The organism is Pedobacter africanus (genome assembly GCF_040548825.1).
Classification (GTDB): domain Bacteria; phylum Bacteroidota; class Bacteroidia; order Sphingobacteriales; family Sphingobacteriaceae; genus Pedobacter; species Pedobacter africanus_A.
This window is the reverse complement of record NZ_JBEPSL010000003.1, coordinates 296,549-310,310: the sequence shown is the minus strand read 5'-3', so window position 1 is coordinate 310,310 and position 13,762 is coordinate 296,549. Positions and strand designations below refer to the sequence as shown.

The window sequence follows — 13,762 nt, the reverse complement described above, 5'->3', positions numbered from 1 at the left end:
TTAGTATAGCTTTAAATGGTTACAAAGCGTTCAGCACAATTAAACTGCTTTAACTTCTTTTTGTCTTCTAAATATAGAAATTAAGAATCCAATAACCATTACAATTGTACCTACCCAATAAAGATTAATGTAAGGAAATTCAATAGATTTAAATACAACCCAGTCTTTGGCCTGCTGTGGTTTTTCATATACCTGCAATTCCACTTTCTTTTGTTCGGGCAATACTTTTGTAAACCGCAGCCTTAAGCCCAATTCATCAAGGTTCCGGGCAAAATCAAAGGTATTGTTTCCTTTAATTAAAAATATAGGCTCTGTTTTATAGATTTTACCGTTCACGTTGATTTCCAAAGGGAGTCCCACTGCCAGGTCGCCCGGAGCAAGCACCAGGCTTTTTGCCTTAGGCTGGCTGTTCAAAGCACCTACTGTTAACACCCCGCTGCTGGTATGTAGTGTATCGCCGGTGCTCACATTTACAATCCTTGGGGCCTTATAGTTTTCTTCTTCAGTATGCCCTTCATGATCTTCATGGCTTTCCTTTTTATCAGGTGCGCTGGTAATGTGTGTATAGATGTCGTAAGTAAGGTAATGCTTGGTATCAGGCGAAGCGATCAGTCCCATTTTTTCATTGACCTGCACATGCGGGTTCAGCTCAAAATCTTCTTTTACCTTGCCGGTCTTTTCGTCTATCGCCTTAAAATTGAGTTTATAATAGGTATTAGGCGCAATGGTGGTATCGCTGGTATAGGTAACGGTATAACGGCCCATCTTTTTAGGCTCATTTTTATACAAAACAATATTTTCGCCAGGTTTCTCTACTTTTTCAAAATCCTTTACCGGAATAAAGTTAGCCGCATTTAAGGATATTGGCCTGTTTGTAGCTGCTGCTACCAGCGCACCTAAAAGCAGTAAGGCAAAGCCGATGTGCGCTACTGCAGCGCCTACCAGCTTGCGTTTGCCACCAAATGCCTGCCCCAATATTTTGGCATTACTCAGTATGGCAAACAGACAGCTGAAGGTCAGCAGAATGTACATGAGGTTATGGTAAACACCCGTGAGGTATACAAAACCTGCAGTGATGACGATAGAAAAGACCAGCGAGGCAAGCAGGCTGCTGTAAAACCTGCGGGTATCTGTTCTTTTGTATTTAAGGAATTGCGAAAAACCGGAAACAATGGTAACCAGAATGGCAAAAGGTGCCTGCCATTGGTTGTAATATTTAACGGCATCAATCGGAGGGGCAAACTTGGTCCCAAAGGCCTGGTTAAATACCGGAACTGAAGTAGAAAAGATCACCTGTATACAGGCCACTGTAATTACCAAAGCACCAATAAACATCCAGAATTCCCTCGAATAGGTTTCTTCGTCCTTATTGGTAATCGGCAGTTCTTTCCAGCGCAGCACCAGCAAAACAACTGATATGGCCAGGAAAACCAGGATATATAAAACCAGGTGCCAGAACATTCCCAGATCGGTAAAGGAGTGTACAGAAGTATCACCAAGCACACCGCTACGGGTCAGGAATGATGCATAAAGCACCAATACAAAACTGATCAATATCAATGTAATCGCTGTAAAAAAGGCATGTCCTGTATTTTTAAAAGCGATCATTACGTGTACACCTGCAATAAGGGTAAGCCATGGAATGATCGAAGCGTTCTCTACCGGGTCCCAGGCCCAGAAACCGCCAAAGTTTAGTGCTTCATAGGCCCAGAAAGAGCCCATGATAATACCCGTTCCCAATATCATTACGGCAAATAAAGCCCATGGCATGGCAGGTTTTACCCATTCCTTATAACGTTTCTGCCATAATCCGGCAATTGCGTAGGCAAAAGGCACAATCATACTGGCAAAACCCAGGAACAAAGTTGGCGGGTGGATCACCATCCAGTAATTTTGCAGCAGCGGATTTAAACCCAATCCATCAGTAATAAATTTGAGGTAGTTTTTGTAGTTCTCCGGGTCAGCGAAGATAGGAGCCATTTCTTTTAAATTGAGTGCATCTCTGAGCAAGATAAAAGGGGAACTACCTATACGTTCACCGAAAATCTGAATACCCAGTAGCATGGAGGTTAAAAACACCTGTGAGAAGGCGACTACCGTCATCACTCCATTTTCCCATGATTTTGCTTTCCAGATCAGTACGGCTCCCAGTATCGACTGCCAGAATGCCCAAAGCCAGAAACTTCCTTCCTGACCTTCCCAAAAAGCAGACACAATATAATATACAGGAAGTTCTTTAGAGGAGTGTCTGTAAACGTAATGATATTCGTAATTATGATTTAAGATGAGATAAAAGAGCGTTCCGCCTATTCCAATGACGCTGGCCCAATTGATAATAAAGGATATACGACCTAAGCGTGTCCAGGAATGATCTGCAAGGTCTTTATTTTTTGTTGCAAAAAAATAGGCGATGGTAGAGAGCAGCGAAGCGGCAAATGCCAGCACAATAAAAAACTGACCGATTTTACCGGGTAGGAGGTTCTCTCCAATAAATTGTATATCCATTAAAATTATTTGTATTTTTCTACTTTACCGTCCTGCTTGACTTCAACAAGTTCGTTGTTATATTTAGATGGGCACTTCATAAGTATCTTTGAGGCATAAAAAGTATTGTTCTCCATCTTTCCGATCAGTACCAGCTTTTCCGAGCGTTCAAAATCCTGAGGTTTGGTTCCGGCATATACTACTTTATTGACCATGCCTTTTTCATCTTTCATAAAAAATTCAAAGCGGTTTGCGTCTTTAAGCGCATCGTAGTGCATTCCTTTAGCTTTTTCCCAGTGTCCCATTACATGGAATTCCCTGGAGTCTTTTGCGGCTTCACTAAAGGTTGAATAGGTATTTGTATCGGCGTTAAGGCTTATCAGGAAACCCACACATAACGCAATAGTTATTAAACCAATAATTGCACTTTTTCTCATCGTTTTTTATATAATTTCAAGTTGATGAAGTTGTCCTGATTTTTAAATTCATGTGATATGAGCCTGATAAAATCATGATAACCTCATGGATGTAAATAAAGTTTTAATGAAAACACCACAAAGATAAAAAATATAAGTACCTAAAACCCATTGCAGGTATTCAAAACGCTATGATGACAGTTTATTGATAGTTCTCTGACAAAAAACAAAAAAAATCCGCGATATCGTTAAAATATCGCGGATCAGAATTGAATTATTTACCGATTATGGCCAAACGCCCAGGTTCATATAAGATACAGCGATCTTATCAATTGAACCTACAAATGCGGCTGTCCTTAACGTTTTGATGCCAGCTTTACTCATGAGGGTTTCTCTGATCTCATGATAAGAATGGATCATGGTATCTTCCAGTCCGGAGTTTACCAGTTCCATCTCAGATGCACCTTTAACAATCATCAGGCGATGTTCAGCCGGAATGCTTTTACCTGTAAGACTTTCCAGGGTATTGATCAGGTTTGCATTTGAATTCTCTGCATAGCGGTTTTCCATACGGCCAAAAGCCACGTGAGAAAGGTTCTTCAACCATTCAAAGTAAGAAACAGTTACACCACCTGCATTGCAATACATATCCGGGATGATGATACCGCCCATTTCTGTGAAGATCTCTTCTGCTTCAGGAGTACATGGTCCGTTTGCGCCTTCTGCAATGATCTTTGCCTTGATATTCCTGATATTTTCTACTGTAATCTGGTTTTCAAGCGCAGCAGGCACTAAAATATCGCATGGCTGCTCTAAGCCTTCCATAGAGTTTTTAAACTCTGTAGCACCCGGGAATCCTAAAATAGAGCCCGTTAATTTACGGTGCGCAAATACTTCGTCAATGTTCAAACCATTTTCATTGTAAATCGCGCCTTCATATTCGCAAAGGCCTACTATCGTGGCACCAAACTCTGCAAGGAATTTAGCGGCATGATAGCCCACGTTTCCCAAACCTTGTACAATGACACGTTTATCTCCTAAACCGGCTTTAAGGCCAATTTTAGCCATATCTTCGGCTACGGTAACACACTCTCTGACGGCATAAGCTACACCACGACCGGTAGCTTCCTTACGTCCACGGATACCATGCAAAGCAATTGGCTTGCCGGTAACACAGCCCAGGGCGTCGAGCTGACCAGGGTTCATGGTCATATAAGTATCGGCAATCCAGCTCATCTCGCGCTCTCCGGTTCCATAATCAGGAGCAGGAACGTCGATGCCTGGGCCAATAAAGTTCTTTTTAATCAGCTCTGTTGTATAACGGCGCGTAATGTTTTCCAGTTCACCAATGGTGTAGTTTTTAGGATTGATACAAATACCTCCTTTTGCACCACCGAAGGGCACATTTACAATTGCACATTTATACGTCATCAAAGCGGCCAGCGCCATCACCTCATCCTCATTTACCATATCGCTATAACGAATCCCCCCTTTTGTAGGGTTCATGTGCTGCGAATGTTCTACCCTCCAGGCATCAATTACCTCGAAACCATTTCCCCTGCGGATCGGGAACTGGAAACGGTACACACTGTTACAAGCTTTAATTTGGTTCAATAAACCTTCGGGGTGGGCGGTAAACTGCGCGGCACTGTCAAAATTCTTGCAGACATCTGCAAAGAAATTTGTCTCATTTGCTGTATTAGCCATTATTTGTTTTTTATGAATTTGAAATAAGTTCTCAGTTACAGATGCAAAATTGCACTAAAAAAAACGATTAATACAAATCAGAAATGACTTAGTGTACAGGAAACACTACCTCAGATTATCAGTAAAAACAGGCGCTAAAACGTTTAAAATTAGTTTTTGCCGGCAGATTTCTGCTCTAATTTTTTTAATCTTTTTTCTATAGAGAATAAAAAGAAAAGCAGGCCAAACAGAATTAGTACAATACAGGCCACTACCACGTATATTTTACCTGAGGCATATACGCTGTCAGAAATGGACTGACCTTCATTTTGAGCGAACAATTGAAGTGTAACCAGCAGCATTAAAAGCGTAAATGAAAATTTTTTCATGACTATAGTGTATTGTTTTTTTCTAATGAACGTACTCTGTATAAAATGGTATAGATCCAGTAACCGATCAGTATCCAGCCTAAACAGGCAGGATAAAACACGGCACGCATACGGCTGTCCAGATCATAGGAGTTAAAACCAGGATTACCCCCGTTGCCCGGGTGTAGCGAATCGGATAAACGCGGCAGTACAAAAAGCAGTACAACCATTATCGGAAAGGCGAAAATGTTGTAAATAGCCGATATTTTAGCGCGCTTCTGTTCTTCATCTATGGCATTGCGCAATACCAGGTAGGCAAAATAAAGCAGCAGTGCAATGGCGGCGAAGTTTTGTTTTACATCAAAGCTCCAGGCCTGTCCCCAGGTAAATTTAGCCCATATAGCGCCGGTTACAATACCTAAAATTCCATAAATTACACCCACATTGATGCTTTCTACGGCCTTAAGATCGTGATCAGGGTTATTACTGCTCAAAAATTTAATGCTGTGATAAACGGAGACGCTGAAAAGAATGATCATCCCGAACCACATAGGGACATGAAAATAAAGGTTCCGGATGCTTTCGTGCAGGATAGGTAATTTAGGTACGTCAGACAAAAAGCCCCAGATGGTTGAGTAAGTAACCAATATTGCGCCTAAAATTTTCCACCAGTTCTTATACATGCTTCAGATTTAATCGCGACAAATATAAGCACTGCACTGTGCATTTTTATCATAAAGATGTAAATGCCCTAATCGCGCCATAAATAAGGAAACAACAGCAGACTTACTGCTGCTACCAGGCCGTTGATCACCAGCAGCAGGCCTATTTCGTCCATACTTACGCTCCTATCCAGGCCGTCTATGGCATTTTTAGTAAGCTTGATCAACACAATAATTACCGGGATAATCACCGGAAAACTCAGGATAGCCATCAACATGCTCCCATTACCTCCTGCTTTGGAAGCAATGGCTGATACCATGGTAAAAACCGTAGAAAAACTCAGGCTTCCCAGAATGGTTGCCAGAATATACAAGCCAAAGTCCTGCGGTTCGTACTTAAACACCAGCGAATAGAAAAAAAGTGCAATCAGGGTCAGCACCATCATCAGCAGGATATTGTAAATTGTTTTAGAGATGATGAGCGCTATGGGGCTGGCTATGGTATAAATGTACAGCTGCCTTCCCCTGCTTTCCTGTAAAAAACTTTTTGACACGGCATTGATAGAGGCAAAGAGCATGATGATCCAGAACAAGGCATTCAGGGTAATGGGCGCTGCAGTTACAAAAGAAAGAAAACAGACAAACACGGTGGATACCACATACAGCAACACACCGTTCAGGGCATATTTTGAGCGCCACTCCAGCAGCAGTTCCTTTTTGATCAGATATTTTACCTGGCTTAGTAAATTCATTCAGCCGCAAAGGTAATTTAATGATCTGTTATTTCAAATCGGCCCTGTGGCCAACCATCTCCGGTTTCAAAACGCTTGCTGTTACTTTGGCCTTTGATGGCTGATCGGCGCCCACCTGAAAAGGTACGGTACGCGTTTGTCCGTCCATATCAACCCCTGCCGCAGGATAATTACCAGAAGCATTTAAAGAAGGGCTCGCCGCCGAAAGGTGATAAATGCCTGTAGCATCACGCTGAAGCTTTGGGTCTATGGTTTTAAAAGAGCCCTCAGGCATATTTCCCGGCCCTTTGACATTAAAGATCACATTGCCTTCCCATTTAGGGTTCGCAAATGGCCCTTTGATCGCGGCAGCTTCATCACCACCCTGGATAAGGTTATTGGCAATGGTAATGTCTATAGCACCCAGGCCAATCGGCGTTCTGGGATTTAAAGTGATGTTGCTCTTATTGTTAACCATGGTATTAAAAGCAATCAATACCCGGTCCGGACGATCATGTGAGGTCAGCGGGGCACCATCGGCCACTTCGGCACCACCATTGCCTATGTTTATGGCCGAATTACAGTGCTCAAAATAATTACTATAGATCACATGGTCATCACCGAAAATCCTTAAGCCCGGGGTATTGTTGAAATAGTTGCCATATACTTTGTTAAAATTACCATGACGCAAGGTAAACTGTGCCTTACAATCGCGAATGGTGTTGAAACGTATGGTTACCGCAGAAGATTTTACAGACAACAATTCATTTTCTCCTTCACAGTTTTCAAACAGGTTGTATTCAAAAATGCTGTTGCTGTTCGACAAACTGAACCCGCTCAGACCAAACTGAACAGCCTCTGCCCCGTTTCCGGTTTGCTGCGAAAAATTATGGAAATAATTGTGGTGGATCCACAGGCGTTCGGCAATCTGTTTCCCAGTCCCCCTCACACCAATAAATTTACCCATAGAATTCTTGTTCTGGAAGGTATTGTGGTCAACCTCGTGGTCGTTACCAACAATACTCAGGTAATTCCCATCGCCTTTTGTTTCAAAAATATTCCGGGTCCATTGGCTAAAGCTGCTTCCCTCCCCTATCTCGTTTTTATTGGCTGCATTGCTGAACTTAAATCCGCGTATGATGACATGCGCAGCCGGACGCTGAATGCGGAGCCCTCCGGCACCTTTTATTTCTGCTCCTCCAATGCTTTCCGAAGCGATGGTAACGGGCTTGCCGGCAGTCCCCGCACATTTCACCACAATGTCTTCATCAGCTGTATATACACCATTTTTCAAAACAATCAGGTTCCCCGCAACCGCCTTATCAATAGCCTTTTGCAATTCCGGAACAGAGTTAACCGTAATGGTTTGTGCAAACAGGACAACAGGGCTAAATAGCCATAAAATAAAAAGAAAGGCGGTATGTTTTAATTTCATAATCGGGTGTTTCTGGTAACCGGATGAAGTTAGGCCTTCTTTATGGAGATATTGTAAACTAAATATTCATATTATTGTATTATAATGGCAATTTAAATAGCAATGACGCATCAATATTGTACCATCCTGGATAGCCCCCTGGGCAAGGTCAGCATCTTTGCCGATGATGAATTCGTAAACAGCATCACCTTTAAAGATAAAGCGGATAAAGCAAAGGGTTTACCGGAGAATGAAATTTCGAGAATGGCGGCAGCGCAGCTCAGTGCTTATTTTGAAGGCACACTGCAGGTTTTCTCTCTCCCCCTCTCGCAAAAGGGAACTCCCTTCCAGCAGGGCGTATGGGAGGCACTCTGCACCATTGATTACGGCAAGACCATTTCTTATTTAAAATTTTCCGAACAACAAAATAACATTCTTGCAATAAGGGCTATCGCTGCTGCAAATGGGAAGAACGATCTGGCCATAGTAGTGCCCTGCCACCGGGTAATTGGCAGCAATGGAAAACTGGTCGGCTATGCCGGGGAACTGTGGCGCAAACAATGGCTGCTGGACCACGAACGGTCTGTAAGTCAGCAAGGACAGATGACCTTAAAATTCTAAAAGATGAATGCATACCTCGACATTACCCTTAGAAGCCTGGCTGTTTATGCCTTTATGCTGGTGGCCATCCGTTTAACGGGTAAAAAAGAACTTTCCCAGCTCAACACCACAGATGTGGTTTTAATTCTCCTGATCAGCAACGCGGTACAAAATGCCATGGTAGGCAGCAATACGAGTTTACTGGGCGGACTTGTAGCCGCCGCAGTGCTGTTTATCCTCAATTTTGCGCTCAAAAAAGCGATGTTCAAAAGCCATTGGTTCCGGAGCCTGCTCACAGAGAAGCCTGAAATCCTGATCCACAATGGCAACCTGGATTTCGCCATGCTTAGCAAATTGGGCATCACCAATGAAGAATTACGTGAAGCTATCCGCGAGCATGGAGTAGAAAAATATAAAGATGTTAAACTGGCGATTATGGAAGCCGATGGCAACATCAGCATCATTACCGGCGATGAACACCTTAAACAGAGTCAGTACAAACGCAAAAGAAAACACAAATCGCTGGGCGACCTGAACTGATCACTAAGCCAACTTATAGCCCTGTTCTACAATCACAGCCTTAGGTTTTCTTACCGTGATCATGATCAGCGTTCCTGCAAGGATCACAAACCAGCCCCATTTGTATTTTACCAATCCGGATGCGAAACTGACCAGCTTTTTAAAATGAAGAAAGCCAAATGAATCCTGTGTTTTAAAATGGATGCCATACAGACTGAGCAGTACCAAAGCAATGCCTGCCCATCCGGCAAACTTTACCAACCCGGCTTTTTCGGTAAAAGCGCCAATCAGGCCTATGGTCACCAGTACATAAAAAGCAATGGCCAGCGTCTGGTCTACCTCAAAATAATTCCAGTTTCCTAAAATAGGAACACGCACCAATGGGCACATCCCTCCTGCTGCCATCAGCGCAGCACCTACAATTCCCTGTACTTTCATGGCTTATCCCTTAGGGTTAATGCCCATTTTATCCGCAAAATGCGCACAATAGTCGCGCAGATCCTCTACAATCAGCGTTTCTCCTGTAGCTTTCAAAAAGCTATCGCCCATGGTTTGCAGGGTTTCGTAAAAAAACCTTTTCATTTCATCAACAGGCATATCTTTGGTCCACAGATCTATGCGCATTGAATTTTTATAATTATGGTCCCACAGGGCCAGGATCATCGATTTTACAGGTACCTGGTCTTTGGTTTCGGCATCCGTAGATTCCCAAAGGATATTATCCGGTACATTATTATCGTCTAACTGAACCGTGATTTTGATTTCTGCTTGTTTCATTATAGTAAACTGACTTTTAATATATAGATCAATAAGATTGTGAAAATGACGAGTACACCTTCCACAACCCATATTTTTTTTAATTCGGGTATAAACTTTCTAAAGATAAGGTCTGAAATAAAGGCGATCACAAAGATCAGAAAACCAAAAGTGATGGCCCAACCGGTCATGTCAACATAACCAGGCTTATGTGCTTCATTTTTACCCGTTAGCAACACTACCGCAGTAACCAGGCCTATGGCCGAAACAATGTTAAGTGGCGTCAGCTTTATTTTCAATTCCTTTTAACCTTTACTTTTTAAACTTCTTTTTCTTCCAGGCCGGCTGCTTGTTTGTTTTTTTCACGGACGCCCTCGCCGCAGCGGCTATTGCAGCTGCATGTTTTTTCTCGTGGAATGCACCTTTAAAATCCGGGTCTTCCTTACGCTTCTGATCATCTATGGCCCTGTTTATGGCCTGTCTTTCTTCATAAGGGGTATCTTCTACAAAAACCTGGGCCGGCAAAGGTACAACAGGAATCTGTTGTCTGATCAGTTTTTCTATTTTCTGAATGTAATATTTCTCGGCCGGGCTGCAAAAAGTCAAGGCATCACCTTCACTATAGGCCCTGCCGGTCCTGCCAATACGGTGTACGTAATCTTCAATTACAATAGGCACATCAAAATTAATGACATGGCTTACCTCCGATACATCAATTCCCCTGGATGCCACGTCGGTAGCTACCAGCACCCGGATATTCCCTTCTTTAAAAGCATTGATGGAATTGATCCTTGTGTTCTGGCCTTTATTGGCATGGATCACCCTCACCGCATCTTCCCCAAAACGACGTTCAATAAAACTAAAAATATTGTCGGCAACCGTTTTGGTCTTACAAAAGATGATGACACGTTTGAAGTCCTCATTGTCTTCCATCAGGAAACGCAGCAGGTTGATTTTGGTCTTGAAATTAGGCACCTCATACAGCGATTGGGTAACGGTAGTTGCAGGTGTGGCCTGCTCGGCAACCTCTATAATGGTTGGGTGCTTTAAAAAGTCCCCCGCAATTTTTTGCACCAGGTTACTCATGGTAGCCGAAAACAACAGGTTTTGTCTTTTCCGCGGTACTATTTCCAAAATCCGGTGTATGGAGCCAATAAAGCCCATGTCCATCATTTTATCGGCTTCATCCAATACCAGGAACTTTAAGTACTGGGTATTGATATGACCCGCCAGGTAAATGTCTAAAAACCTGCCTGGTGTAGCAATGATAATATCTACGCCGGCTTTGATCTGCTCCGTTTGTGCTTTAGGGCCGATGCCCCCAAATATAACCACAGAACGCAGGTCAGTATAAGTTGAGAACAGCTTTACATGCTCGGCAATCTGCATGGCCAGCTCCCTGGTCGGGGCCAGGATAAGCGCACGTGCCGAATCGCCCTGCGCATACTTTAACTGCATCAGTATCGGCAAAACATAAGCCGCTGTTTTTCCTGTACCCGTCTGGGCAATGCCAAAAATATCCTGTCCCGATAACACAGGTGCAATCGCTTTTTCCTGTATAGGGGTAGCGTGGGTAAAGCCCGCATCGGCCACAGCGTTTAAAATCTGCCTGTTTAAATTAAATTCTTCAAAGCTTTTCGCCATATCGGGCAAAGGTAAGGAATTCCTTTATCTTTTATCCTTGCTCCTTATTCCCTAAAAACATAGATTTGGAGGCATGAACACCATTCTGATAAAAGCTGCCTCTGTAGTAAACGAGGGGCAAATTACTGTTGCAGACGTACTCATTAAAGGGGGCTTTATTGAAAAGATCGCACCTGAAATTAATATAAAAGCAGATCAGGAGATCAATGCTGAAGGTTTACACCTGTTTCCGGGAATGATTGACGACCAGGTGCATTTTCGTGAGCCGGGCTTAACGCATAAGGCAGATATTTTTTCGGAAAGTATGGCCGCCGTGGCCGGTGGCATCACTTCTTTTATGGAGATGCCCAATACCGTTCCCAATACACTTACACAGGATTTGCTGGCCGACAAATATGCCATCGCCTCCGAAATGTCGCTGGCCAATTACTCTTTTTTCATGGGCGCTTCCAACAATAACCTGGAAGAGGTACTCAAAACAGATCCTAAAAATGTTTGCGGCATTAAGGTATTTATGGGTTCTTCTACCGGAAACATGCTGGTTGACAATGAAAAAGTACTGGAAAATATCTTTAAAGAAGCCCCTATGCTGGTGGCTACCCATTGTGAAGATGAACACACCATACAGCAGAACCTGGCCGCCTATAAGGAGAGGTATGGCGACAACATCACTATCGATATGCACCCGCTGATCCGTAGTGCAGAAGCCTGTTATAAATCCTCATCACTGGCTGTTGAGTTGGCCAAAAGGTACCAGACCCGGCTGCACATCCTCCACATTTCAACAGCACGTGAGGTAGCACTTTTCGACAACAAAACCCCGCTTAAGGACAAAAGAATAACGGCCGAAGCCTGCATACACCATTTATGGTTTGATGACAGCGACTATGCCATCAAGGGCAACTGGATCAAATGGAACCCCGCCGTTAAAACCGCAGCAGATAAAACTGGTATATTGCAGGGCGTGCTGGACGGACATATAGACGTGATTGCTACCGACCATGCCCCGCACACCATAGAAGAAAAACAACAGCCTTATTTACAGGCACCTTCGGGAGGGCCATTGGTACAGCATGCCTTACCGGCACTGTTCGAAATGTACCACCAGGGCAAAATCTCGCTGGTCCAAATTGCTGAGAAAACAGCCCATAACGTAGCTACCTGTTTCGATATGGACAGAAGGGGCTTCATCAGGGAAGGCTACTGGGCCGACCTGGTGCTGGTAAACCTTAATGATCCTTTTACGGTAACCAAACTGAATGTACTGTACAAATGCGGCTGGTCGCCTTTTGAAGGACAAACCTTCAAAGCCGAGGTTACACATACCATTGTATCGGGCAACCTGGCTTACCAGAAAGGGAAGTTCACCACACAGGAAACCGGAAAACGCCTGGCCTTTAACAGATAATGAACCCAGCCCACAAACCTATGCTCCGGCGGTTTGCAGTGCTGTTTACCTTATCTGCGCTGGTTTATGTTTTTGGCTTTTTTCCGCATGCAGTTGAGCGGCTGTATGCCCATGGTCTTTACCCGGTTACCGCGGTAATTCAGCGGTTCATCAGCAGCCTGGTTCCTTTTGCACTGGGTGACTTCCTGTACCTGCTGCTGATTTTGTATATCCTCCGTAGCCTGTACCTTTTCTACAGGAAGTTTGTGCAAAAACGCTTAGGCCAGTCTGACCGGCTGAACATTCCCTTGCAGGTGCTGAATTTTATATTGCTCCTCTACCTGGTTTTCAAACTTTGCTGGGGGCTTAATTATTCCCGCATTCCTGTGGCCAGGCAGTTGGGCATTGGCAGTCAAAAGTACCATACCACCGAACTGGTGGCATTGGGCAGGTATTTCATTGGCCGGTTAAACCAGCTGCAGCGCATCAAAAGGGCCGATTACAACATTAGCCAATTGCAGGACCATGCAAAAAAGGCTTATGATAAGATGCGGCAGCGCCATTCTTTTTTTGCTTACCCCGCTCCTGCCGTTAAACCGGTACTGAACAGCTGGGTCATTACCAAAATAGGGATAGAGGGCTATTATTGCCCGCTTTCCGGCGAAGCCAATGTAAATATGCTTTTACCCGAAACCTCTCTTCCATTTGTAACCTGCCATGAAATTGCACACCAGCTGGGTGTTGCCCGCGAAGATGAGGCCAACCTGATCGGTTACCTTGCCGCCATCAATAGTGATGAACCCGATTTTAAGTACTCCGCGGCTTACAATATGCTCAAAAGCATTCTCTTCGAGATCAGGATCAAGTCGCCTGAAGATTATGAAAGGCTGTATAAAATGATCAATCCCGTAACTTTAAAGGACATTCAAAACGACCGGGATTTCTGGCAGAAGTACAACAGCGACATGTACCGCTATTTCGGCCTGGCATTCGACAGGTTTTTAAAACTGAACAACCAGCCCAAAGGAACCGACAGTTACCAGGATATAGTACTTTGGCTTTACAATATCCATAAAAAAGATTTGTAAATTTGCC

The 13,762-nt window shown here is 43.7% G+C and carries 15 protein-coding genes; 4 read left to right on the top strand and 11 right to left on the bottom strand.

The genetic code is table 11. The features are described 5' to 3' along the window. Nucleotides 1-39 precede the first annotated feature (39 nt). The 7 genes from ABIE26_RS16975 to ABIE26_RS16945 form a co-directional block, all read right to left on the bottom strand. Nucleotides 40-2,505 carry a heme lyase CcmF/NrfE family subunit gene (locus ABIE26_RS16975; RefSeq protein ID WP_310143999.1) on the bottom strand — a complete coding sequence of 822 codons (2,466 nt, stop codon included), beginning with the start codon at nt 2,503-2,505 and terminating at the stop codon, nt 40-42. A gap of 5 nt (nt 2,506-2,510) precedes the next feature. Beyond that, complete coding sequence (locus tag ABIE26_RS16970; protein WP_084237140.1) at nt 2,511-2,921, bottom strand: cytochrome c maturation protein CcmE domain-containing protein; 411 nt, start codon at nt 2,919-2,921, stop codon at nt 2,511-2,513. Nucleotides 2,922-3,185: 264 nt separating this feature from the next. Beyond that, the gene (locus ABIE26_RS16965; RefSeq protein WP_310143994.1) at nt 3,186-4,607 is read right to left on the bottom strand and encodes a Glu/Leu/Phe/Val family dehydrogenase; all 1,422 of its coding nucleotides are present in this window, start codon (nt 4,605-4,607) and stop codon (nt 3,186-3,188) included. A gap of 149 nt (nt 4,608-4,756) precedes the next feature. Then, on the bottom strand, nt 4,757-4,975 hold the full coding sequence (locus ABIE26_RS16960) for a CcmD family protein (protein WP_310143992.1): 219 nt from the start codon (nt 4,973-4,975) through the stop codon (nt 4,757-4,759). 2 nt (nt 4,976-4,977) lie between these two features. Continuing rightward, nucleotides 4,978-5,637: a cytochrome c biogenesis protein CcsA gene (gene ccsA, locus ABIE26_RS16955; protein ID WP_310143991.1), complete on the bottom strand. Its 660-nt coding sequence runs from the start codon at nt 5,635-5,637 to the stop codon at nt 4,978-4,980. A 68-nt stretch (nt 5,638-5,705) separates the two neighbouring features. Next, complete coding sequence (locus tag ABIE26_RS16950) at nt 5,706-6,368, bottom strand: heme exporter protein CcmB (RefSeq protein WP_310143989.1); 663 nt, start codon at nt 6,366-6,368, stop codon at nt 5,706-5,708. 28 nt (nt 6,369-6,396) lie between these two features. Then, a complete protein-coding gene (locus ABIE26_RS16945) occupies nt 6,397-7,782 on the bottom strand; it encodes a polysaccharide lyase 6 family protein (protein ID WP_310143985.1) in 1,386 nt (461 codons plus the stop codon). A gap of 102 nt (nt 7,783-7,884) precedes the next feature. On the opposite strand from ABIE26_RS16945, the gene ABIE26_RS16940 reads away from it, so the two are divergent. Beyond that, entirely contained in the window at nt 7,885-8,382 is a 498-nt protein-coding gene (locus ABIE26_RS16940) for a methylated-DNA--[protein]-cysteine S-methyltransferase (protein ID WP_310143983.1), read from the top strand. A gap of 3 nt (nt 8,383-8,385) precedes the next feature. Next, the gene (locus tag ABIE26_RS16935) at nt 8,386-8,901 is read left to right on the top strand and encodes a DUF421 domain-containing protein (RefSeq protein WP_310143979.1); all 516 of its coding nucleotides are present in this window, start codon (nt 8,386-8,388) and stop codon (nt 8,899-8,901) included. A 3-nt stretch (nt 8,902-8,904) separates the two neighbouring features. On the opposite strand, the gene ABIE26_RS16930 is transcribed toward ABIE26_RS16935, so the two are convergent. The 4 genes from ABIE26_RS16930 to ABIE26_RS16915 are packed head-to-tail and all read right to left on the bottom strand — an operon-like array spanning nt 8,905 to nt 11,280. Beyond that, nucleotides 8,905-9,318, bottom strand: coding sequence for a hypothetical protein (locus tag ABIE26_RS16930; RefSeq protein ID WP_310143977.1), 414 nt, complete (start codon nt 9,316-9,318; stop codon nt 8,905-8,907). A gap of 3 nt (nt 9,319-9,321) precedes the next feature. Then, nucleotides 9,322-9,657 (bottom strand): gliding motility protein GldC, encoded by a 336-nt coding sequence (gene gldC / locus ABIE26_RS16925; protein WP_084237149.1) that lies wholly within the window; start codon nt 9,655-9,657, stop codon nt 9,322-9,324. Further along, nucleotides 9,657-9,935: a hypothetical protein gene (locus ABIE26_RS16920; RefSeq protein WP_310143974.1), complete on the bottom strand. Its 279-nt coding sequence runs from the start codon at nt 9,933-9,935 to the stop codon at nt 9,657-9,659. Before ABIE26_RS16920 ends, gldC begins: the two co-directional genes overlap by 1 nt. 13 nt (nt 9,936-9,948) lie before the next feature. Continuing rightward, nucleotides 9,949-11,280 (bottom strand): DEAD/DEAH box helicase, encoded by a 1,332-nt coding sequence (locus ABIE26_RS16915; protein WP_310143971.1) that lies wholly within the window; start codon nt 11,278-11,280, stop codon nt 9,949-9,951. Between the two features lie 73 nt (nt 11,281-11,353). Between ABIE26_RS16915 and ABIE26_RS16910 the strand changes: the two genes are divergently transcribed. Then, entirely contained in the window at nt 11,354-12,688 is a 1,335-nt protein-coding gene (locus ABIE26_RS16910; RefSeq protein ID WP_310143968.1) for a dihydroorotase, read from the top strand. Then, the gene (locus tag ABIE26_RS16905) at nt 12,688-13,755 is read left to right on the top strand and encodes a DUF3810 domain-containing protein (RefSeq protein ID WP_310143965.1); all 1,068 of its coding nucleotides are present in this window, start codon (nt 12,688-12,690) and stop codon (nt 13,753-13,755) included. Before ABIE26_RS16910 ends, ABIE26_RS16905 begins: the two co-directional genes overlap by 1 nt. The last annotated feature ends 7 nt before the right edge of the window (nt 13,756-13,762 follow it).